Source organism: Rhodovulum sp. BSW8 (assembly GCF_003314725.1).
In the GTDB taxonomy this organism is placed as follows: domain Bacteria; phylum Pseudomonadota; class Alphaproteobacteria; order Rhodobacterales; family Rhodobacteraceae; genus Rhodovulum; species Rhodovulum visakhapatnamense.
In genome coordinates this window covers 111,220-132,542 of record NZ_QNVX01000003.1, presented here as the reverse complement: position 1 = coordinate 132,542, position 21,323 = coordinate 111,220, and the positions used below count along the sequence as shown (strand labels likewise).

Genomic DNA, 21,323 nt, shown 5'->3' with positions numbered 1-21,323 from the left:
GCAACACGACCCCACGGAGGCCCCCCTTGAGCGAACCCGAAACGCCCCTTTCCGCCCAGGACGCGCTGGTCGCGATCATGGTCGCGGTCTCCGCCTCGGATGAAACCATCCGCACCGCCGAACTGGTGACCATCGAGCGGATGGTGAATCATCTGCCGATCTTCGCCGCTTACGATCAGGACCGCATCCGCATCGTGGCCCAGACCGTGTTCGACCTGTTCAGCGAATATGACGGGCTCGACGCGCTGTTCGGGCTGGTCAACGAGGCGCTGCCCGACAAGCTGCACGAAACCGCCTATGTGCTGGCCTGCGACGTGGCCGCGGCCGATGGCCGCCTGGGCGAGACCGAATTGCGGCTTCTGGAAGAGATCCGCTACGAGCTGAACATCGACCGGCTGGCGGGCGCAGCCATCGAGCGGGCGGCACGGGCGCGGCATACGGTGCTTTAGCCGGTGGTTCCTGTCGATCTGCCCGCGCGGTTCTGGCCCTTCGCCGACCGCTTCGTCGCCGCGGCGGACATCGTGGTGGACCGGCCCAGGGGCTCGGCCCATCCGCGCTTTCCCGAACTCGTCTATCCGCTTGATTATGGCTATCTCGACGGGACCCGCGCCATTGACGGCGACGGGGTGGACCTGTGGCGCGGCAGCCTGCCCGAGCCCCGGGTGACCGGCGTTCTGGCCTCGATGGACCTCAGCAAGCGCGATGCCGAACTGAAGCTGCTCTTGGGCTGCACCGAAGCCGAAATGGCCGAGATCGACGCCTTTCACAATCAGGCGGGCTTCATCGCGGGGCTGCTGGTGGTCCGGCCCGACGGCGTCTGAGACGGCCGGTCAGGCGTACAGGTCCGCCCAGCGCCTCAGAAAATCCTGTTGCAGCGCGCGCGAGCGCGAAATCCAGGCCTTGCCGCCTGGCGGGTGTTCCATCTCTTCGGGGCCGAGCCGCGCGCGGCGCGCCTCGTCGGCCGAGAACATCGCGAACGCCATCTGCCGCCCGCCGGGCGCGCCGATATAGCCCGCCAGCGCCGAGACGAAATTCAGCGTGCCGGTCTTGGCCGAGACCTCGACCGGATGCCCGGTCTGCGGCCGTCCCGCGTCGTCGCGGATCGGAATGTCCTTCAGAAGCGGCCGCAGCAGCCCTTCGGGCGCGGCGATGGCCAGCGTGCGGACCAGTTCCATCGGCGACAGCCGCGAGGCGTCGCCCAGCCCCGAATGATCGACAAACCGCGCCTTGTGCGCGCCCATGCGGGTCTGCAGCCACTCGGTCATCGCCTGCCCGGACTCGGCCAGGCTTTGCGGCCGGGCGCCGCGCGCGATGGTCGAGGCCAGCCCCACCGCCTCGGCGGTGACATTGGTCGAGTATTTCAGCATCCCGCGCAGGATCTCGGCCAGAGGCGCGCTGTCGATCCGGCCAAGCTGGATGCCGGCGGGCGCACCGGCCACCTCCTGCGGCGTGTCGAGCACGATGCCATGCGAGCGCGCCAGCGTCTGGAACACCTCGGCGCAATACAGCGCCGGTCGGCGCACCGGCAGCCAGCGCGCGCCCTCGGCCCCAAGCGCGCCCTGGGCCACCGTCCATTCGTCGATGCCCCCGTTCGAGGCATAGGTGTAGACCGGCGTCGCCCGGTCGACGACATGAATGCGCGCCACGCCGACCTGGGGCGCATAGCGCCGGGCGCGGGCATCCATCGTCACCGCATAGCCGCCCGCCGCGCGGCGCCATTCGAAATGGACCCGGTTGAAGTTGAGGTTCAGCCCCGAAATCGCCGGGTTGTAGCCAACCTGAGGCGGCTGGCCCGGATCGATCGCGGGCAGACCCGGCAGCGCCCCCGCATGGTACAGGAAGCGCCCCCGCACCTCGGTCACCCCGGCGGCCTTCAGCTGGGCAGCCAGATCGCCCAAGAGGTCGGTATCGAGCGTCGGATCGCCGCCCCCCGCCAGCACCAGATCGCCCTCGAGCCGCCCGCCGGTCACCGGTCCCGTCGCGATCAGCCGGGTGGAGAAGCGAAACTCGGGGCCGAGCGCGTCCAGCGCATAAAGCGCCGTGACCGACTTCGCGACCGAGGCCGGGGGCAGGCCCAGAAGCGGCTTGTGCGCCTCCAGCAGCGTGCCGGTTTCGACATCGACAAGGGCGAAGGCGAACTTGCCCGATAGTCCCGCCGCCTCGATCAGCTGCGCCGCATCGGCGACCCGGCCGCGCAATTCGGGACGCGGCCGCGGCACCGGCGAACGGTCGAGCGGCGCGCCCAGCGCCGAGGCTGCGGGACCCGCCATAAGACCGGCCAGAAACAGCCGTCGCGAAAGCTGTGAGAGGGGCGTCGTCATGGGGCGGAGTGAACCAGACCGGCCCGGTTCGGGCAAGGTGGGAAAGGGTTAATCGCCACAGCCGCCACGCCTATCCGCGCCAGTCGCCCCGCGCCCGGATCTCGGAGGACGACAAATCCACCATCGGCATGTTCAGATAGCACCAGGCCGGGGGCTGCCGGTCTGCCAGACAAGGCGCGCGATCGGCCGAAAGCCGATAGCGGGCATGGGTGATCGCGGCCCGCGACCGGCGCGCGGCCACCCCCTGCCCCGGGCGCGCCAGCACGCCCACCGGCACGTTGTCGAGGATCCAGCGCCAGCGGTCCCAGCGGTGAAAGTCGATCAGATTGTCGGCCCCCATCAGCCAGACGAACCGCACCCCGGGATACAGCGCCATCAGGCGTTTCAGCGTCTGGGCGGTGTAGCGGGTGCCGATCCGGGCCTCCAGATCGGTGATCTCGACCCGCGGGTGATCCATCACCGCCCGGGCTGCCGCGATCCGCCGCGCCATCGGGGCCGGGCCTTCCGACTTCAGCGGATTGCCCGGCGAGACCAGCCACCAGACCCGGTCGAGCCCGAACCGTTTCAGGGCCGTGCGCGTGATATGGGCATGGCCCTCATGGGCCGGATCGAAAGACCCGCCCAGAAGCCCGATCCGCATCCCGGCCCGCGCCGTCGGAAGCCCCGCCCGCATTCGCCCGTCCCACCGCCTCGTTCGACACAGGGCCGCACGTTAACCTGCCCGTCATTGCCCTTGTCCAGCGGAATCGCTATGTGCAGACGCAACTCTTACACCTTTTGCACGAGGCGTTCGCGATGGCTTCCTACCAATATGTCTACCACATGGACGGCGTGTCCAAGACCTATCCGGGCGGCAAGAAGTGCTTTGAGAACATTCGCCTGAACTTCCTTCCCGGGGTCAAGATCGGGGTCGTGGGCGTCAACGGCGCCGGGAAATCGACGCTTCTGCGCATCATGGCGGGCTGGGACAAGGACTTCTCGGGCGAGGCCTGGGCCGCCAAGGGCGCCCGCGTCGGCTATCTGCCGCAGGAACCCGAACTCGACGCCGCGCTGACCGTGCGTGAAAACGTCATGCTGGGCGTGGCCGGGAAGAAGGCCAAGATCGACCGGTTCAACGAGATCGCCATGCAGGTCGCCGAGGATTACTCGGACGAGCTGATGGAAGAGATGACGACCCTGCAGGACCAGATCGACGCCGAGAACCTGTGGGATCTCGACAGCCAGATCGACGTCGCGATGGAGGCCCTGCGCTGCCCGCCCGACGACGCCCCTGTCGAAACCCTTTCGGGCGGCGAAAAGCGCCGGGTGGCGCTGTGCAAACTGCTGCTGGAAGCGCCCGACATGCTGCTGCTGGACGAACCGACCAACCACCTCGACGCCGAGACCATCGCCTGGCTGCAACAGCACCTGATCGAGTACAAGGGCACGATCCTGATCGTCACCCACGACCGCTATTTCCTCGACGACATCACCGGCTGGATCCTCGAACTGGATCGCGGCCGGGGCATCCCCTACGAGGGCAACTATTCGAGCTGGCTGGAACAGAAGGCCAAGCGGCTGGAACAGGAAGCCCGCGAGGACAAGGCCAAGCAGAAGCAGCTGGAACGCGAACTGGACTGGATCCGCGCGGGCCAGAAGGCGCGGCAGGCGAAATCCAAGGCCCGGATCCAGGCCTATGAGGAACTGGCCGGCCAGTCCGAACGCGAAAAGCTGGGCCGCGCGCAGATCATCATTCCGAACGGGCCCCGTCTTGGCGGCAAGGTGATCGAGATCGAGGGGCTGAAGAAGGGCTATGGCGACCGGCTGCTGATCGAGGAGCTGAGCTTCGCCCTGCCCCCGGGCGGCATCGTCGGCGTGATCGGCCCGAACGGCGCCGGGAAATCGACCCTGTTCCGCATGCTGACGGGGCAGGAAACGCCCGATGCGGGCGCCATCACCTTCGGCGACACCGTGAAGCTGAGCTATGTCGACCAGTCCCGCGACGCGCTCGACCCCAACAAGACGGTCTGGGAAGAGATTTCCGACGGGCTCGACATCGTCGTTCTGGGCGATGCCGAGGTGAACAGCCGCGCCTATTGTTCGTCCTTCAACTTCAAGGGCGGCGATCAGCAGAAGAAGGTGGGGCTGCTCTCGGGCGGCGAGCGCAACCGCGTCCACATGGCCAAGCTGCTGAAATCGGGCGGCAACGTGCTGCTTCTCGACGAACCGACCAACGACCTGGACGTCGAGACCCTGCAGGCGCTGGAAGCGGCGCTTGAGGATTTCGCGGGCTGCGCGGTCATCATCAGCCACGACCGCTTCTTCCTCGACCGGCTTTGCACCCACATCCTGGCCTTCGAGGGCGAGGCTCATGTGGAATGGTTCGAAGGCAACTTCGAGGCCTACGAGGAAGACAAGATCCGCCGTCTGGGCCCGGACTCGGTCGAGCCGAAGCGGGTGAAGTACAAGAAGTTCGCGCGTTAAACCGCACCCCCCGCCCGGGGCGCCCGAACCTGCGGGCGTCCCTCGACGGATCGCCCCCCAAGCATCGCGTCCGCGCGGCGGAGGGTAATCCGGGGCGTGCGCCCCAATCCGGCGGGTGAATCCCTGGTTCACCTCTTCGGCGTTCACACCTTTCGCACACACGGACGCCCGTTCGCCCCTTTGCTCTCGCCCCGTTCGGTCGGGACCGTCTGAGCGGCGCCCAATCTTTCAACGTCCGCTCGACCAGCGCCTGACGTCCCCCCTTTCCAGACCGGCAAAGAGGGCATCAGCCGCCTCAGGCGCTTGCCCAACCCCATGCCGCAGGCGTAGGCATCGCCGAGGCGCCACCCCGCGCGCCCTATAGCGAGGCTCCCCATGACCGACCCCGCCGCCGAGGCCAAGCGTATCGTCGAGGCCTATCTCGAACGCTCGATGATCCCCGATCCCGAAGGCGCCGCCGCCTTTCTGGCTGATGACTTCCGGATGACCTTCACCGGCGGACGGAAATTCGGCGGGCCGGCCGACAGTGCGGGCTTCAACGGCAAGCGCTACGGCTGGGTCAGGAAACGGTTCCTTCGGACCGATGCCGTCACCGATCCCGAAACCGGCGAGGTCCGGGTCTACAATACCGGCCATCTTTACGGCGCATGGCCCGACGGCACCCCCTTCGACGGCAACCGCTATATCGACATCTTCACCGTCCGGGACGGCAAGATCGTCTCGACCGATGTCTGGAACGACAGCGCCGAGATCCTGCTGGACCGCGCGGGGCTGGCCGAGGCGCCGCTGTGAGCCTGAAGACCCACGGCCGCTACGACTACAGCCCGATCACCGACCGGCCCGATTTCACCTGGCCCGGAGGCAAACGGCTTGCCGTCTATCTGGGCGTGAACCTCGAACATTTCGCCTTCGGCGAGGGGCTCGGGGCAGAGCTGGCGCCCGGCGGGCCGCAGCCCGACATCCTGAACCATGCCTGGCGCGACTATGGCAACCGGGTGGGCGCCTGGCGGCTGATCGAGATGCTCGACGCGCTCGGCCTGCCCGCGACGGTGCTGGCCAATTCCGAGATGTACGACCACGCGCCCGAATTGATGGCCGCCCATCGCACCCGGGGCGACGAGATCGCGGGTCATGGGCGCAGCAACAGCGAACGGCAGGGCACCCTGGACGCGGCCGCCGAACGGGCGCTGATCCGCGAGGCGACAGAGACGCTTGCCCGCGCGGAGGGCAAGGCGCCGCAGGGCTGGCTCAGCCCATGGATCTCGGAAAGCCCGGCCACGCCGGACCTGCTGGCCGAGGCGGGCTATGGCTACACGCTGAACTGGTGCATGGACGATCAGCCGGTCTGGATGCGCACCGCCCATGGGCCGCTGCTGGCGGTGCCCTATCCGCAGGAACTGAACGACATTCCCGCCATTGTCGGCCGCAAGGACAGCGCCGAAACCTTCGCCCGGATGATCGTCGGGAATTTCGACGAAATGCTGGAGCAGTCGGCACACCAGTCGCTGGTGATGGGGATCGCGCTCCATCCCTATATCGTGGGCCAGCCCTACCGGCTGAGGGCGCTGCGCCGGGCGCTGGCCCATATCGCCGGGCATCGCGATCGCATCTGGATCACCACCGCAGGCGCCATCTGCGAAAGCTTCGCCGCGCAGCGGCCCGCCTGATCCATGCGCACAGCCCCGGCGGGTCTTCGCCCATGGCCCCGTCGCAACCGGGCAACGCTGGCGGGATAAGGCGGCCAAGGGTCAGGAGCCCCCTTGTGGCCGGCTCGAACCCGCCCCATTGAGGGGGCGGACAGAAGACCCAACGTGGAGCGGCGCACATGGCCCAGGCAATCATCTCGGAAGACCTGACGATCGAGGGCGATCTCGTCGCCAAGGACAGCGCCGTGATCGTCAACGGCCGGGTCAAGGGCAACATCGCCGCAAAGGCCATCGAGATCAGCGCGACCGGACAGGTCACCGGGTCGCTCTCGGCCGAGACCGTCACCATCAGCGGCGAAATCTCGGGCCGGGTCACCTGCACCGACCTGGCGCTGTCGGCCACGGCGCGGGTTCAGGCCGACCTGACCGCCGAAAGCCTGACCTCGAGCAAGGGCGCGCGGGTTTCCGGCCGGGTCGAAATCACCGGCCGCTGACGCGCAACCTGAACGCCCGAGCGGGCCGTCAGGCCGCGATCCCGGACAGGGCGGGCAGCACCGGCTCGTCGAAACTGAGAAGCCCCAGCATCAGCGTCGCCTGCGCGTGCAGCGTGTCGCGCATATCCTCGACCGCGTCATGCGACCCGGGATGTTCCGCCAGAAGCCGCAGATTGGACGACAAGGCCCGCGAGATGGGCTCGCCCGCGTGGCGCCGGGCCGCGATGTCGGCCTGCCAGTCGAGCGTGCGCAACATGTGGACATTGGCGCCCAGAACAAGCTCCAGCGCCCGGGGCGGGGCGGCGGCGTGGCGCAGTCCGCTGGCATGGGGCGTCAGCGCGCCATAGGCCAGAAGCCCCGGTGCCGACAGGATTTCCTCCAGCCGGAACAGATCCTGACGCGCCTCGGCCTCGAGATACCGGCCGGCAAGGCAGACCGGGCGCCCGTCCTCGCCCATGACCACCAGCGCCTCGGCCGGATGCCCGGTGAGCGAACGTCGCCCGAAAGAGATGAATCGTTTTACGATACCGATGCACTCGCCTGCCCGGGCGTCGTGCGCCCTGGGAAACAGATCGGCCAGCAAGGCACTTGCGCGCGCGCTGACCAGTCCGCGCGTCCATGCAAAAGGCACGGGCGCAATTTCTGCGACCTGGGTCATTTCACGTCCTGCTCGATTTTTTATCTGTTATGCAATTCAGGATAGAATTGCTTTAAATTTTCGAGCAAGCAGAAATTTCATGCCCGCGGGATAGACCGAAAGGTGTTGCAGCGGCGCCGCCCCGGTCAAACCGGGGCGGCCCGCCCGATGCCCGGCCTTGCGGCCTGTCGGCCTCAGCGCGCTTCGGGGTCGCGGGCGACCAGGATCGGCCGCGTCAGGTCGGACAGCCGCACGCGCTGCTGCCCGTCGGCGTCGAAATTGGCAGGGTCGAGCCAGGTCTCGTAGGCGGCTTTCAGCGTCGGCCATTCCGTGTCAATGGCGGCGAACCAGGCGGTGTCGCGGTTCCGCCCCTTGACCACCGTCGCCTGCCGGAAGACGCCCTCGTAGCTCAGCCCGTAGCGTTCGGCCGCCCGGCGCGAGGCCCGGTTCAGCGCGTTGCACTTCCATTCGAGCCGCCGGTAGCCCAGATCGAAGGCGCGGCCGATCAGCAGCGCGACCGCCTCGGTCGCGGCGGGGCGCCGTTGCAGCGCAGCCGAGAAGTTCACATGGCCGATCTCGATCGACCCGGCCTCGGGCGCGATCCTCAGATAGCTGAGCACGCCCAGCGCCCGGCCCGACACAGCCTCGCGCACCGCAAAGAACAGCGGGTCCGGGCCCGAGGCGGCCTGCGCGATCCAGTCGGCCAGCGCAGCTTCGTCCGGGAAGGGGCCGTAGGGCAGATAGGTCCAGATCGAGCCATCGGCCTGATTGGCGGCGTGCAGCTCGGCGGCATGGTCGCGCGCGAGCGGCTCGAGCCGGCAATAGCGCCCCGAAAGGCTGTCGCGGCCGGGCCGGGGCGGCGGCGTCCAGTGCGCAAGCGGAGCGCCGAGCGGCAGGTCCTGGGTCATGGCGGGGTCCTTTGTGATCGGGACCCGTTTAACCCGGTCCCCGCGCGGGGAAAAGCCGGGAAACCGCCCCAGCCTCGGGACGGCCCGGCCCGAGTCCCGCCGCATTCGCCCGTTATGACATTGGTAACGATTGACGAGCTAGGATGAAGCATGATGATCGCACGCCTCAAGACGCTGATCGACCGGACCATCTTCTGGGGCGGCGCCACGTCCTTCACCGTGGCCGCCATCGGTACCCTCTGGCCGCTCTGATCCCCCCTGACGGCCGGACCCAAGTCTGAACGCACCACTCACGAAAAAGAAAAGGCCCCGGCAGAAACGCCAGGGCCTTTTCGATCGGCCCCGAGGGGCCTCACTCCTGCGGGATCACACGCAGAGAGAGGTCGCGAAGCTGGTCGTTGCTGGGCTCGGACGGCGCGCCCATCATCAGGTCCTCGGCGCGCTGGTTCATCGGGAACATGATGACCTCGCGGATGTTCAGCTCGTCCGCCAGCAGCATCACGATCCGGTCGATCCCGGCCGCGCAGCCGCCGTGGGGCGGCGGGCCGAAGCGGAAGGCGTTGACAAGGCTCGGGAAGCGCTTGCGCACCTCGTCCTCGGCATAGCCCGCCAGCGCGAAGGCCTTGAACATGATGTCCAGCCGGTGGTTCCGGATCGCGCCCGAGACCAGTTCATAGCCGTTGCAGGCCAGGTCGTACTGATAGCCCCGCACCTTGAGCGGGTCGCCCTCCAGCGCCTCGATCCCGCCCTGCGGCATCGAGAAGGGGTTATGCTCGAAGTCGATGGCGCCGGTCTCGGCGTCTTTCTCGTACATCGGGAAATCGACGATCCAGCAGAAGGCGAACCGGTCCTTGTCGGTCAGGCCCAGTTCCTCGCCGATGACGGTGCGCGCCTTGCCCGCCACGGTCTGGAAGGACGAGGCCTTGCCGCCGAGGAAGAAGGCGGCGTCGCCCACGCCAAGGCCAAGCTGCTGGCGGATCGCCTCGGTCCGTTCGGGGCCGATATTCTTGGCCAGCGGGCCTGCGGCCTCCATCTGGCCATCGGTCTCGCGCCAGAAGATGTAGCCCATCCCGGGCAGGCCCTCTTTCTGGGCGAAGGCGTTCATCCGGTCGCAGAACTTGCGGCTGCCGCCGGTGGGCGCGGGGATCGCGCGGATCTCGGTGCCGTCCTGTTCCAGCAGTTTCGCGAAGATCGCGAAGCCCGAGCCGCGGAAATGTTCGGACACGTCCTGCATCTTGATGGGGTTGCGCAGGTCGGGCTTGTCGGTGCCGTACCAGAGCGCGGCATCGGCATAGGAAATCTGCGGCCAGTCGGTATCGACCTTACGCCCGCCGCCGAACTCCTCGAAGATGCCCGCGATCACCGGCTGGACGGTGTCGAACACGTCCTGCTGCTGGACGAAGCTCATTTCCAGGTCGAGCTGGTAGAAGTCGGTGGGAGAGCGGTCGGCGCGCGGGTCCTCGTCGCGGAAGCAGGGCGCGATCTGGAAATAGCGGTCGAAGCCCGAGACCATGATCAGCTGCTTGAAGATCTGCGGCGCCTGCGGCAGCGCGTAGAACTTGCCCGGATGCAGCCGCGAGGGCACCAGGAAGTCGCGGGCGCCCTCGGGGCTCGAGGCGGTGATGATCGGGGTCTGGAATTCGCGGAAGCCCTTGTCCCACATCCGCCGCCGGATCGAGGCCACCACGTCCGAGCGCAGCGTCATGTTCGCCTGCATGCTCTCGCGGCGCAGGTCGAGATAGCGATAGCGCAGCCGGGTTTCCTCGGGGTAGTCCTGATCGCCGAAGACCATCAGCGGCAGTTCCTCGGCCTGGCCCAGTACCTCGAGCTCGCGCACGAAGACCTCGATCTCGCCGGTCGGGATCTTGGCGTTCACAAGGCTCTCGTCGCGCGCCTTCACCACCCCGTCGATGCGGATGCACCATTCGGACCGCACCTTCTCGACATCGGCAAAGGCCGGGCTGTCGGGATCGGCCAGCACCTGGGTGATGCCGTAATGGTCGCGCAGGTCGATGAACAGGATGCCGCCGTGATCTCGCACCCGATGGACCCAGCCCGACAGGCGCACGGTCTCGCCCACATGGGACTTGTTCAGGTCGGCGCAGGTATGGCTGCGATAGGCGTGCATCGGACGGTCCTCGGGGCTCGTGTCTTGGGTTCGGGCCGATACACCCCCGATGGCCCCCGAAGTCAAGGGGAGCCGAGACACCGCTGCCCCGCAGCCGCTGCTTTATCCGCCCCGAAGCCCTCTGGCCAGCCCCCGGGCCTCGACGTCCGCCTCACGCCGCGCCGCCGCGCGGCGCGCCCCCCGTGAAAGCGCAAACCGCCCGGCCGGATGGCCGGGCGGTTTTCCGTGGGACAGGCCCGATCTAGGGGCGCGCGATCTCGAACCGGCAGACGGCGCCGCCGCTGGCCGAACAGGTCAGTTCGCGGGTGCGCAGGCGCCGGTCGACCAGGGTCTGGAACAGCCGGTCGAACACCGCCTCGTGCCAGACGCAGATCGGGTGCGGCGCGGTTTCGTCCCGGATCAGCGGGTTGTCGGTCAGCTCGAAGACCAGCGGCCGGGTCGACACGACCCGGAAGGCCCCCGACCCCGCGAAGGTCCAGCTGTGCTTGGCGATGGCTTTGGCCAGAATGGGCGCGGCCAGCGCGGGCGGCAGCAGCTTCAGCACCCGCTGTGCCATCGGCGGAATGCGATGGGCCAGGATGTAATCCCCCGTCCGCGCCCCGGCCTCGCGCAGCAACTCGGGCGCGCGGCCGGGCAGACGCTGGCGCAGCGCGCGGTGCATCGCGCCCGCCGGGCCCTCGTCCATCAGCCCGGCATCGGACGGAGGGGCAGACAGCCCCGCCGCCCCGAGCATCTCGTCGCGCAGCGCGCCCCCGCCCGCCGCCTCCAGCACAGGCAGAAGCTGGAGCACGGCATTCGGTCCGATCCGGCCGGAACGGCCGGACAGGTCGTCCTTCATCTCAGACTTCTTCCATCTGCTGATCGCCGCCACCGCAGGCCTTCACCTGCGACGGATCGTCGGCGGGCATCTTGAAGCTCGTATCCTTGGACTTGCGCCGGGCCGCGGCCTGAGCGGCGCGGTCGGCGTTCGATTCCCAGTCCTCGATCTGCGCCGCGGCAGGTTTGCGGGACATGTCGAAATCGAAATGCACCTTGTCCTTCGATTGCGGGCCCCAGTAGTTGTTCTTGCCGAGGTCATAGAAGGACCGGCCAACGCCCGCCTTGAGGAACGCCTTGAGGCAGCCCAGCAGGTACCGGCGGCGGAAGCCGCTGCCGCGCCACGGGTAGTGGAGCAGCGCCTTGCGCATGTAGAACCGGCGATAGTTGTGCATCACCCGGTCCAGAAGCTGGGCACGGTCCATCGCCTCGGGCTTCATGATCGGGTTCACGAAGTTGTAGCGGCTGTAATCGAAGACCTCGACCTTGTTGTGCAGCTCCTGGAAGAGCGGCGTGAACGGCCAGGGCGTATACATGGCCCAGTTGGCGAGGTCAGGCTGCCAGTCCCAGCAAAGCTGGAAGGTCTCTTCCAGGGTTTCCTCGGTCTCGTTGTCCATGCCGACGATGAACTGCGCCTCGGTCAGGATGTCGGCCTCGCGCAGAAGCTGGATCGCGCGCTTGTTGTCCTCGACCCGGGTTTCCTTGTTGAACTGGTCGAGCTTGAGCTGTGCGGCGGCCTCGGTCCCGAGCGAGATATGGACGAGCCCCGCCTTGCGGTAGAAGGGCAGCAGTTCCTCGTCGCGCAGGATGTCGGTCACCCGGGTGTTGATGCCCCATTTGACCTTGTCGGGCAGGCCGCGGTCGATCAGCTCCTGGCAGAAGGCGATGAACTTCTTGCGGTTGATGGTGGGTTCCTCGTCGGCGAGGATGAAGAAGCCCACCTTGTGGTTCACAACCAGATCCTCGATCTCGTCGACGACCTTCTTGGGATCGCGGATCCGGTAGTCGCGCCAGAACTTCCATTGCGAGCAGAACGAACAGGTGAACGGGCAGCCGCGCGCCATGTTCGGGATCGCGACCCGGCAGTTCAGCGGGATGTAGATGTATTTCTCCCACTCGAGGATGGTCCAGTCGGGCTTGATCGAATCGACGTCCTTGATGGTGGGCGCGGCGGCGGTCGCCACGATCTCGTCGCCGTCGAGGAAGGCCAGACCCTTGATCTCGCGCCGGTTCTCGGGCCATTTGCCGTCCCGGATCGCGTTCATCAGCTCGACCACGATCTCTTCGCCCTCGCCGCGCACGATGGCGTCGATCCAGGGCGCCTCCGACAGCACCTGCTTGAACATGAAGGTCGCGTGGATGCCGCCGAGGACACGGATCGCGTCGGGGACCTCTTCCTTGGCGATCTCAAGCAGCCGCTCGGCCGCGTAGATCGAGGGCGTGATCGAGGTCGAGGCGATCACGTCGGGCTTCAGCGCCTTCAGCTGCTTGCGGATGTCGTCTTCCGAAATGTTGTTGGTCATCGCGTCGATGAACGTGATGTCGTCATATCCCGCAGTCCGCAGCGACCCGGTCAGATACGCGACCCAGGCCGGCGGCCAGTTGCCCGCGATCTCGGCGCCGCCGGACCTGTAGTTGGGATGAATAAAGACAATGCGCATGGATCGACTCCCCGTGTTTCGCGGCGGACCATGCCACATCCCCTGTCAAGCTGACTTGACACAAGTCAAATCGCCGCCACGCGTCTTCTTCGTGTCCGGTCTAGAACGGGCGCACCACATTTCCGGAATAGAAAAGGATGCCAAGCCCGCCGATGAACAGGATCCAGCCCGCCACCGCATGCAGCACCACCGCCAGCAGAAAATTCCGGCGCGCCTCATAGGCCCAGGCGAAGACGATCCCGCCCAGAAAGGTCAGGGCCGAGACCACCACGCTCCAGTACATCAGATGGGCAAGCGAGAAGACGGCGGCATTCAGCACGATCGCGTGCCTGAGGTCCGGCAGGATCGGCCCGTAGCGGCGGAAGAACAGCGCCCGGAAGACGATTTCCTGCGGCAGCGCCGAAAGCGGCGGATAGAACAGCAGGATCGAGCCCAGAAGCGCCGGGTTGGTCCGCACCAGCGCCAGCGCCTCCTGCGGGACCACCAGCATCGTCAAGGTGCCGACGATCAGGGTCGTGACCGCCGAAAAGCCCAGGACCAGCCAGGGATCGATCCGGCTGAGCCCGCGGATCAGATCGGACCAGCGGAAGCCTTCGGTGACCTGCAACAGCAAAAGTCCCATGGCGGTCAGGCTCAGCAGCACCGGAAACAGAGCCTGCGGCGGCATCAGCAGCGCCATCCCGAGCGGCGTCAACAGATAGAACACCACGAATTCCCCCCAGAGTCGGCCCCGGCTGGGGACGCGGGTTTCAAGGGAAAGATCGAGTGTCCAGGCCATTCCTTTTTCCTTTCGCGAGATCGCGGTCGGACGCTTGCGCGCGGGACCGCCTGTCGAGGGCCGCCGCGCTCTGGTCCGGCCGGAGAAGATAGCGCGGGACCCGGGCCTCTCAGCGGCGGCCTCCGGGCAGTATGCTGGCAGATCGTTCACAAATGCGGTAACGCCCGGCGGGTTCCTCCCCGCCCGGCAAAACGCCCCGGTCCGCCGGTTTTCCGCCAAAGGGCTGCGCGCGCACCGCTCTTCGACCCCGTCCGAAGGCGCGGACCGCCCCCGCAAGGACCGGCACGTGCCGAATTTCCCCTCGCCCACCCTTGCGCCCCAAGGCCGCTTGGCTATAACGCCCAGCAATTTGCGCAAACTGAGGGCGGGACATGCCGAAGAGAACCGATATCAAGTCCATCATGATCATCGGCGCGGGTCCCATCATCATCGGGCAGGCCTGCGAGTTCGATTATTCCGGCGCCCAGGCCTGCAAGGCGCTGCGCGAGGAAGGCTACCGGGTCATCCTGGTCAACTCGAACCCGGCCACGATCATGACCGATCCGGGCCTGGCCGACGCGACCTATATCGAGCCGATCACCCCCGAGATCGTCGCCAAGATCATCGAGAAGGAACGCCCCGACGCGCTGCTGCCGACCATGGGCGGGCAGACCGGGCTGAACACCTCGCTCAAGCTCGCCGACATGGGCGTTCTGCACAAATACGGGGTCGAGCTGATCGGCGCCAACCGCGCCGCCATCGAGATGGCCGAGGACCGCAAGCTGTTCCGCGAGGCGATGGACCGGATCGGGCTGGAAAACCCCAAGGCCGTGATCGCCAACACCATGGACGAATGCATGGCCGCGCTGGAACATGTGGGCCTGCCCGCGATCATCCGGCCCGCCTTCACGCTGGGCGGCACCGGCGGCGGCGTCGCCTATAACCGGCAGGAATTCGAGTATTACTGCAAAAGCGGGCTCGACGCCTCGCCGGTCAGCCAGATCCTGATCGACGAAAGCCTGCTGGGCTGGAAGGAATTCGAGATGGAGGTCGTCCGCGACAAGGCGGACAACGCGATCATCGTCTGCGCCATCGAGAATGTCGACCCGATGGGCGTGCATACCGGCGACTCGATCACCGTGGCCCCTGCCCTGACGCTGACCGACAAGGAATACCAGATCATGCGCAACGGCTCGATTGCCGTGCTGCGCGAGATCGGGGTCGAGACCGGCGGGTCGAACGTGCAATGGGCGATCAACCCCGCCGACGGCCGCATGGTGGTGATCGAGATGAACCCGCGGGTGTCGCGGTCCTCGGCGCTGGCCTCGAAGGCCACCGGCTTCCCGATCGCCAAGATCGCCGCGAAACTCGCCGTGGGCTACACGCTGGACGAGCTGGACAACGACATCACCAAGGTCACGCCCGCAAGCTTCGAGCCGACCATCGACTACGTGGTCACCAAGATCCCGCGCTTTGCCTTCGAGAAGTTCCCCGGCTCGAAGCCGGAACTGACCACGGCAATGAAATCGGTGGGCGAGGCCATGGCCATCGGCCGCACCATCCACGAATCGCTGCAAAAGGCGCTGGCCTCGCTGGAAACCGGCCTGACCGGCTTTGACGAGATCGACATCCCCGGCGCCCCCGACCGCGCCCAGATCGTCGCCGCGCTGACCCGGCAGACCCCGGACCGGCTGCGGATCGTCGCCCAGGCGATGCGCCATGGCCTCAGCGACGAGGACATCCACGCCGCCACCAGCTACGACCCCTGGTTCCTGGCCCGCATCCGCGAGATCGTCGATGCCGAGGCCCGGGTCCGCAAGGAGGGCCTGCCGGTCACCGAAGCAGGGCTGCGCCAGCTCAAGATGCTGGGCTTCACCGATGCGCGTCTGGCCAGGCTCAGCGGCCGCGACGAGGATCAGGTGCGCCGCGCGCGCGACAATCTGGGGGTCCATGCGGTCTTCAAGCGGATCGACACCTGCGCCGCCGAATTCGAGGCGCAGACGCCCTACATGTATTCGACCTACGAAACCCCGGTGATGGGCGAGACCGAATGCGAGGCCCGCCCCTCGGCCCGCAAGAAGGTGGTGATCCTCGGCGGCGGCCCGAACCGGATCGGTCAGGGGATCGAGTTCGACTATTGCTGCTGCCATGCCTGCTTCGCGCTGACCGAGGCCGGGTATGAAACCATCATGATCAACTGCAACCCGGAAACGGTCTCGACCGATTACGACACCTCGGACCGGCTTTATTTCGAGCCGCTGACCTTCGAGCATGTCATGGAGATCCTGCGGGTCGAGAAGATGGCCGGCACGCTGCATGGCGTGATCGTGCAGTTCGGCGGCCAGACGCCGCTGAAGCTCGCCAATGCGCTGGAAGAGGCCGGCATCCCGATCCTCGGGACCACGCCCGATGCCATCGACCTTGCCGAAGACCGCGAGCGGTTCCAGGCGCTGGTGACCCGCCTGGGTCTGAAGCAGCCGAAAAACGCCATCGCCCATTCCGCCAAGGCCGCCCTCGAAGCCGCCGGAGAGATCGGCTATCCGCTGGTGATCCGGCCCTCCTACGTGCTGGGCGGCCGCGCCATGGAGATCGTGCGCGACACGCCCCAGCTGGAACGTTACATCGCCGAGGCCGTGGTGGTGTCGGGCAAGTCCCCGGTGCTGCTTGACAGCTATCTCTCGGGCGCGACCGAGGTCGATGTCGATGCGCTCTGCGACGGCGAGAAGGTCCATGTCGCGGGCATCATGGAACATATCGAAGAGGCGGGCGTCCATTCCGGCGACAGTGCCTGCTGTCTGCCGCCGCACCGCCTGCCCCAAGACATCGTGGCCGAGCTGAAGCGCCAGACCGAGGCGCTGGCGCTGGCGCTTGGTGTGGTCGGGCTGATGAACGTGCAATTCGCGGTCAAGGATGGCGAGATCTACCTGATCGAGGTGAACCCGCGTGCCTCGCGCACCGTGCCCTTCGTGGCCAAGGCGACCGACAGCGCCATCGCCTCGATCGCGGCGCGGCTGATGGCGGGCGAGAAGCTGAGCGCTTTCCCGATGCGCGCGCCCTACCCCGCCGAGACCAGCCCCGACACGCCGCTGCCGCTGGCCGACCAGATGTCGCTGGCCGACCCGATCATGCCGTGGTTCTCGGTCAAGGAGGCGGTGATGCCCTTTGCCCGCTTCCCGGGCGTCGATACGCTGCTGGGGCCCGAGATGCGCTCGACCGGCGAGGTCATGGGCTGGGACCGCTCCTTCCCGCGGGCCTTCCTCAAGGCGCAGATGGGCGCCGGGTCGGACCTGCCGCGCGAGGGGCAGGTGTTCCTGTCGATCAAGGATGCCGACAAGACGCCCGAACTGGTCGAAACCGCCCAGATCCTGCAGGCGCTCGGTTTCCGCATCCTCGCGACGCGCGGCACGGCGGGCTTCCTGGCCGAGAACGGGATCGAGACCACGCTGGTCAAGAAGGCCTATGAGGGCGGACGCACCATCGTCGACGTGATGAAGGACGGGCTGGTTCAGCTGGTGATGAACACCACCGAGGGCAACCGCGCGGTCGAGGACAGCCGCTCGATCCGCAACGTGGCGCTGATGGACCGCATCCCCTATTTCACCACCGCCGCGGCCAGCCATGCCGCCGCTCTGGCGATGAAATCGCGCGAGGAAGGCGAGATCGGGGTGCGCAGCCTGCAAGGCTGAGGCCCCGCACCCGCGCAAACGGACCCTCGGTCGACTTTGCGCTCGACCGAGGCCTTGTGCTTTGCCCGGACCGCCTCGGACCGGCGTTTCGGCGCCGGGGCCAGCCCTTTTTCAGGGCAGGCCGTGTGTTGAGATGTCTCGTCCGTCTCGCACGGCGGGGCCGCGACATCTCACGCTTGCCAGCCACATCGTGACGGCCGGGGAAATGCGGCGCCGGTCAGGGCACGAGTTCGCATCCGCCGTCAGGCGCCCGTCCCTTCCCCGAGAAGCCTACCATTCGCCACGGGCGTCCGCTGGCGGCGTCAGGACGGACCGGCTGCCCCTCCTCCATGACCCGAACAAGCAGAAGGCCGCGCAAGCAAGCTTGCGCGGCCTTCCTGTCTTTTCCCTGCCCCAGGACCGCCGCCTGCGTCAGGCACGGCCTGTTGGGCTGACCGGAGGTCTCGGCCCCCGGACGGCGCGGCCTCAGGCCAGCGCGGCCTTGGCTTTCTCTACGATGGCACCGAAGGCTTCGGGCTCGTTCACGGCGAGATCGGCCAGCACCTTGCGGTCGACCTCGATCCCGGCGACGGCCAGGGCGTTGATGAAGCGCGAATAGGTCAGCGATTCGTCATGGGCGCGAACGGCCGCGTTGATCCGCTGGATCCAGAGCGCGCGGAAGTTGCGCTTGCGCTGCTTGCGGTCGCGGGTCGCGTACTGGTTGGCCTTGTCGACCGCCTGGGTCGCGGTGCGGAAGGCATTGCCGCGGCGGCCGTAATAGCCTTTCGCAGCCTTGATGACCTTCTTGTGACGGGCGTGGGTGGTGGTGCCGCCTTTGACTCGGGACATGGATCAGGCCTCCGTTAGCGCGAATAGGGCATGTAGGACTTGGCGAGCTTCTCGTCCGGAGCCGAGAGCATCGTCGTCCCGCGCGCGTCGCGGATGAACTTGGTGGTCCGCTTGATCATGCCGTGGCGTTTGCCGGCCTGACCCGCCTTGACCCGGCCGGTGGCCGTGACCTTGAAGCGCTTCTTGGCGCTCGACTTGGTTTTCATCTTGGGCATTTCCGTCTCCTTTCGGGCGGTGAAGGCGCGACTCGGCATGCCACAACGGCCGGTCGCACCAGGTGAGTGGCGAGCGTATAGAAAGCCCGGGGCCCGCATGCAAGGAGAAATCGCCTCGGGTCCTGTCCCGATGGACGACCCGGGCCACCACATCGGGAAACCGCCCAAGCCGATCGCCGCGCGGGGTTTCGCCAACGGCCAGCGAGACCAGGCCGCCGCCGATCGTCACCGGAATGGCCGGGGCGCCCGGCCATAGGCCACGGCCGCGAAAAGCGCCGGGATCGCGATCAGGCAGATGGCGTTCCCGATCACGAAACAGAGGTCGGATGGCCTGCGGCCTCCGGACAGCCCAACCCTGCCCCCCCGGCGCCAGTTTCGATGACCGGGTATCGCGCCCGAAGGCGAACGCGCCCTATTCGGGTTCCAGATTGAAAATCAGCCGCTCTTCGCAGGGCGCCACGCGCAGGATGTTGGTCGATCCGGGGATGTTGAAGGGCAGACCGGCGATCACGATGATCTTGTCCTCGCCCTCGCCATAGCCGCCCGCCCGGGCCGCGCGGGCGGCGCTGACCACGGCCATTTTGAACCGCTCGACCTTCTCGTTGTAATAGCAGTTGATGCCCCAGCTGAGGCACAGCCGCCGCCCCGTCGCCGGAAACGGCGTCAGCGCCAGGATCGGCACGCGCGGCCGTTCGCGCGAGGTCTTGAGCGCCGTCGTCCCGGATTCGGTGAAGCAGCAGATCGCCTTGATGTCGGTCGTCTCGGCGATCTCGCGCGCGGCGGACACGATGCCGTCGGCCACGGTCGAACGTTCGGCCTGACGGCTGGCCTCGATCACCGAGCGGTAGGTCGGGTCGCTTTCGACCTCGACCGCGACATTGTCCATCATCGTCACCGCCTCGACCGGATAGCGCCCGGCGGCGGATTCGGCCGACAGCATCACCGCGTCCGCCCCCTCGTAGATCGCCGAGGCCACGTCGGACACCTCGGCCCGGGTCGGCATCGGGCTTTCGATCATCGATTCCAGCATCTGCGTCGCCACGATCACCGGCTTGGCCGCCGCCCGACAGGACCGCACCAGCCGCTTCTGGATCGGCGGCACGCTTTGCACCGGCAGTTCGACCCCAAGATCGCCGCGGGCGACCATGATGCCGTCCGAGACCGCAAGGATCGCGTCGAAGGCCTTCACCGCCGCGGGCTTCTCGATCTTCGACAGGATCGCGGCGCGTGTGCCCACGATCTCGCGCGCCTCGATCACGTCCTCGGGGCGCTGCACGAAGCTGAGCGCGACCCAGTCGACGCCCAGATCCAGCGCGAAATGCAGGTCGTCGCGGTCCTTTTCGGACAAGGCCGCCAGCGGCAGCACCACATCGGGCACGTTCACGCCCTTGCGGTTCGAGATGGTGCCGCCGACGATCACCTCGCAATCGGCGAAATCGGGGCCATGGTCCTTGACCTTCAGCCGCAGCTTGCCGTCATTGACCAGAAGCGTCGCGCCGGGTTCCAGCGCGTCGAAGATTTCCTTATGGGGCAGTTGCACCCGATGCGCCTCGCCCGGGGTCGGATCGAGGTCGAAGCGAAAGATCTGCCCGTCTTCCAGTTCGGCCGCGCCATTGGCGAACTGTCCGCAGCGCAGCTTGGGCCCCTGCAGGTCGGCGAGGATCGCGATCGGGCGGCCGGTATCCGCCTCGATCTGGCGGATCGTCGCGTGGCGCTGCGCGATTTCCTCGTGGCTCCCATGGCTCATGTTCAGCCGGAACACATCGGCCCCGGCCTCGAACAGCGCCCGGATCGTCGGGTAGTCGTTCGAGGACGGCCCCAGCGTGGCCACGATCTTGAGGTTGCGTAGACGTCTCATCCTGCCCTATCTGTCTTCAGATGACCCATGCGCAGTATGCGCCGGTGTACAATCTCTCCTTCTAGGCCGAAGCCCTCGGCGAGACAACTGGCACCTGTGTAAGGGTCTGCGCAAAAGGATGTGACGCGAAAAGGTGACATGTCGATGAACGACCGGCCATTCGAGACCGTGGGCGAGGCGCGCGGGGGACGCTGGCTGGTCACCTGCGATCATGCCACCAACATCGTGCCGCCCTGCGTGAACGGCGGCAGCCTCGGGATCTCGCCGGCCGACATGGTCCGCCACATCGCCTGGGACCCGGGCGCCGCCGGCGTGGCCCTGGCGGTGGCCGAGGCGCTCGATGCGCCGCTGGTGCTCAGCCGCTTCTCGCGGCTGGTGATCGACCCGAACCGGGGCGAGGACGATCCGACCCTGGTGATGCGGGTCTATGACGGCACCGTGATCCCCGCGAACCGCGCCATTGCCGAGGCCGAGATCGACCGCCGCATCCGGACCTTCTGGCGGCCCTATCACACCGAGGTCGCCCGGCTTGCGGCGCGGCGGCCCGATACGGTCCTGCTGGCCATCCACAGCTTCACGCCGCAACTGAAAGGGCGCCCGCCCCGGCCCTGGCAGATCGGCATCCTGCATGCCGCCGACGACCGGCTGGCGCGGCCGCTGATCGCGCGGCTGCGCGCCGAGCCCGATCTTTGCGTCGGCGAGAACGAGCCCTATGGCGGCCATCTGCCGGGCGATTCCGTCGACCGCCATGCCGAGGCCTTCGGCCGACCGAACGTGCTGATCGAGCTGCGCAACGACGTCATCGCCTCGCCCGCCGATCAGGCCGCCTGGGGCGCGCGGCTGGCCCCGATCCTGACGGCCGCACTGGCCGAGACCGGCGCCTGAGCGCCGCCCGCCCACCGCGA

At 67.3% G+C, this 21,323-nt stretch carries 19 protein-coding genes; 8 read left to right on the top strand and 11 right to left on the bottom strand.

The genetic code is table 11. The features are described from left to right. Positions 1–77 precede the first annotated feature (77 nt). Complete coding sequence (locus tag DSD19_RS01140; RefSeq protein ID WP_371412516.1) at positions 78–449, top strand: tellurite resistance TerB family protein; 372 nt, start codon at positions 78–80, stop codon at positions 447–449. 3 nt (positions 450–452) lie between these two features. Then, entirely contained in the window at positions 453–821 is a 369-nt protein-coding gene (locus tag DSD19_RS01135) for a hypothetical protein (protein WP_207802400.1), read from the top strand. A gap of 9 nt (positions 822–830) precedes the next feature. Here DSD19_RS01135 and dacB read toward each other — a convergent pair whose 3' ends face one another. Next, positions 831–2,321: a D-alanyl-D-alanine carboxypeptidase/D-alanyl-D-alanine-endopeptidase gene (gene dacB, locus DSD19_RS01130; RefSeq protein ID WP_113668237.1), complete on the bottom strand. Its 1,491-nt coding sequence runs from the start codon at positions 2,319–2,321 to the stop codon at positions 831–833. 70 nt (positions 2,322–2,391) lie between these two features. Beyond that, positions 2,392–2,994: a nicotinate-nucleotide adenylyltransferase gene (locus DSD19_RS01125; protein WP_075785034.1), complete on the bottom strand. Its 603-nt coding sequence runs from the start codon at positions 2,992–2,994 to the stop codon at positions 2,392–2,394. 122 nt (positions 2,995–3,116) lie between these two features. On the opposite strand from DSD19_RS01125, the gene ettA reads away from it, so the two are divergent. From ettA to DSD19_RS01105, 4 genes are all read left to right on the top strand, one after another. Next, positions 3,117–4,784 carry an energy-dependent translational throttle protein EttA gene (ettA, locus tag DSD19_RS01120; RefSeq protein WP_113668263.1) on the top strand — a complete coding sequence of 556 codons (1,668 nt, stop codon included), beginning with the start codon at positions 3,117–3,119 and terminating at the stop codon, positions 4,782–4,784. Positions 4,785–5,159: 375 nt separating this feature from the next. Next, positions 5,160–5,576 (top strand): nuclear transport factor 2 family protein, encoded by a 417-nt coding sequence (locus tag DSD19_RS01115; protein WP_113668236.1) that lies wholly within the window; start codon positions 5,160–5,162, stop codon positions 5,574–5,576. Then, positions 5,573–6,451 carry a polysaccharide deacetylase family protein gene (locus DSD19_RS01110; protein ID WP_113668235.1) on the top strand — a complete coding sequence of 293 codons (879 nt, stop codon included), beginning with the start codon at positions 5,573–5,575 and terminating at the stop codon, positions 6,449–6,451. Before DSD19_RS01115 ends, DSD19_RS01110 begins: the two co-directional genes overlap by 4 nt. Positions 6,452–6,609: 158 nt before the next feature. Then, positions 6,610–6,924, top strand: a complete 315-nt coding sequence (locus tag DSD19_RS01105; RefSeq protein ID WP_075785030.1) for a polymer-forming cytoskeletal protein — start codon at positions 6,610–6,612, stop codon at positions 6,922–6,924. Positions 6,925–6,952: 28 nt separating this feature from the next. On the opposite strand, the gene DSD19_RS01100 is transcribed toward DSD19_RS01105, so the two are convergent. The 6 genes from DSD19_RS01100 to DSD19_RS01075 all read right to left on the bottom strand — a co-directional run bounded on the left by DSD19_RS01100 (position 6,953) and on the right by DSD19_RS01075 (position 13,852). Continuing rightward, positions 6,953–7,582, bottom strand: coding sequence for a hypothetical protein (locus DSD19_RS01100; protein ID WP_075785029.1), 630 nt, complete (start codon positions 7,580–7,582; stop codon positions 6,953–6,955). A gap of 173 nt (positions 7,583–7,755) precedes the next feature. After that, on the bottom strand, positions 7,756–8,469 hold the full coding sequence (locus DSD19_RS01095; RefSeq protein WP_113668234.1) for a GNAT family N-acetyltransferase: 714 nt from the start codon (positions 8,467–8,469) through the stop codon (positions 7,756–7,758). Between the two features lie 352 nt (positions 8,470–8,821). Beyond that, the gene (gene aspS / locus DSD19_RS01090) at positions 8,822–10,597 is read right to left on the bottom strand and encodes an aspartate--tRNA ligase (protein WP_075785027.1); all 1,776 of its coding nucleotides are present in this window, start codon (positions 10,595–10,597) and stop codon (positions 8,822–8,824) included. Between the two features lie 241 nt (positions 10,598–10,838). Next, positions 10,839–11,435, bottom strand: coding sequence for a bacteriochlorophyll 4-vinyl reductase (gene bchJ / locus DSD19_RS01085; RefSeq protein WP_113668233.1), 597 nt, complete (start codon positions 11,433–11,435; stop codon positions 10,839–10,841). Between the two features lies 1 nt (position 11,436). Further along, a complete protein-coding gene (bchE, locus tag DSD19_RS01080) occupies positions 11,437–13,074 on the bottom strand; it encodes a magnesium-protoporphyrin IX monomethyl ester anaerobic oxidative cyclase (protein WP_075785025.1) in 1,638 nt (545 codons plus the stop codon). A gap of 100 nt (positions 13,075–13,174) precedes the next feature. Beyond that, positions 13,175–13,852, bottom strand: coding sequence for a CPBP family intramembrane glutamic endopeptidase (locus DSD19_RS01075; protein ID WP_113668232.1), 678 nt, complete (start codon positions 13,850–13,852; stop codon positions 13,175–13,177). Positions 13,853–14,223: 371 nt separating this feature from the next. On the opposite strand from DSD19_RS01075, the gene carB reads away from it, so the two are divergent. Continuing rightward, positions 14,224–17,517, top strand: coding sequence for a carbamoyl-phosphate synthase large subunit (carB, locus tag DSD19_RS01070; RefSeq protein WP_113668231.1), 3,294 nt, complete (start codon positions 14,224–14,226; stop codon positions 17,515–17,517). A gap of 465 nt (positions 17,518–17,982) precedes the next feature. Here carB and rplT read toward each other — a convergent pair whose 3' ends face one another. From rplT to pyk, 3 genes are all read right to left on the bottom strand, one after another. Continuing rightward, on the bottom strand, positions 17,983–18,345 hold the full coding sequence (rplT, locus tag DSD19_RS01065) for a 50S ribosomal protein L20 (protein WP_042460507.1): 363 nt from the start codon (positions 18,343–18,345) through the stop codon (positions 17,983–17,985). A 14-nt stretch (positions 18,346–18,359) separates the two neighbouring features. Then, positions 18,360–18,560: a 50S ribosomal protein L35 gene (rpmI, locus tag DSD19_RS01060; RefSeq protein ID WP_075785022.1), complete on the bottom strand. Its 201-nt coding sequence runs from the start codon at positions 18,558–18,560 to the stop codon at positions 18,360–18,362. 412 nt (positions 18,561–18,972) lie between these two features. Then, positions 18,973–20,418 carry a pyruvate kinase gene (gene pyk, locus DSD19_RS01055; RefSeq protein ID WP_113668230.1) on the bottom strand — a complete coding sequence of 482 codons (1,446 nt, stop codon included), beginning with the start codon at positions 20,416–20,418 and terminating at the stop codon, positions 18,973–18,975. 144 nt (positions 20,419–20,562) lie between these two features. On the opposite strand from pyk, the gene DSD19_RS01050 reads away from it, so the two are divergent. Further along, positions 20,563–21,303 (top strand): N-formylglutamate amidohydrolase, encoded by a 741-nt coding sequence (locus tag DSD19_RS01050; RefSeq protein ID WP_113668262.1) that lies wholly within the window; start codon positions 20,563–20,565, stop codon positions 21,301–21,303. Positions 21,304–21,323: the final 20 nt, after the last annotated feature.

Coding starts and splice junctions, on each gene's coding strand:
- pyk (WP_113668230.1), bottom strand. CDS start 20,418: ATGAGACGTCTACGCAACCTCAAGATCGTGGCCACGCTGGGGCCGTCC.
- DSD19_RS01125 (WP_075785034.1), bottom strand. CDS start 2,994: ATGCGGGCGGGGCTTCCGACGGCGCGGGCCGGGATGCGGATCGGGCTT.
- DSD19_RS01100 (WP_075785029.1), bottom strand. CDS start 7,582: ATGACCCAGGTCGCAGAAATTGCGCCCGTGCCTTTTGCATGGACGCGC.
- rplT (WP_042460507.1), bottom strand. CDS start 18,345: ATGTCCCGAGTCAAAGGCGGCACCACCACCCACGCCCGTCACAAGAAG.
- DSD19_RS01140 (WP_371412516.1), top strand. CDS start 78: ATGGTCGCGGTCTCCGCCTCGGATGAAACCATCCGCACCGCCGAACTG.
- carB (WP_113668231.1), top strand. CDS start 14,224: ATGCCGAAGAGAACCGATATCAAGTCCATCATGATCATCGGCGCGGGT.
- dacB (WP_113668237.1), bottom strand. CDS start 2,321: ATGACGACGCCCCTCTCACAGCTTTCGCGACGGCTGTTTCTGGCCGGT.
- DSD19_RS01095 (WP_113668234.1), bottom strand. CDS start 8,469: ATGACCCAGGACCTGCCGCTCGGCGCTCCGCTTGCGCACTGGACGCCG.
- DSD19_RS01115 (WP_113668236.1), top strand. CDS start 5,160: ATGACCGACCCCGCCGCCGAGGCCAAGCGTATCGTCGAGGCCTATCTC.
- rpmI (WP_075785022.1), bottom strand. CDS start 18,560: ATGCCCAAGATGAAAACCAAGTCGAGCGCCAAGAAGCGCTTCAAGGTC.
- bchJ (WP_113668233.1), bottom strand. CDS start 11,435: ATGAAGGACGACCTGTCCGGCCGTTCCGGCCGGATCGGACCGAATGCC.
- DSD19_RS01075 (WP_113668232.1), bottom strand. CDS start 13,852: ATGGCCTGGACACTCGATCTTTCCCTTGAAACCCGCGTCCCCAGCCGG.
- DSD19_RS01050 (WP_113668262.1), top strand. CDS start 20,563: ATGAACGACCGGCCATTCGAGACCGTGGGCGAGGCGCGCGGGGGACGC.
- bchE (WP_075785025.1), bottom strand. CDS start 13,074: ATGCGCATTGTCTTTATTCATCCCAACTACAGGTCCGGCGGCGCCGAG.
- DSD19_RS01105 (WP_075785030.1), top strand. CDS start 6,610: ATGGCCCAGGCAATCATCTCGGAAGACCTGACGATCGAGGGCGATCTC.
- ettA (WP_113668263.1), top strand. CDS start 3,117: ATGGCTTCCTACCAATATGTCTACCACATGGACGGCGTGTCCAAGACC.
- aspS (WP_075785027.1), bottom strand. CDS start 10,597: ATGCACGCCTATCGCAGCCATACCTGCGCCGACCTGAACAAGTCCCAT.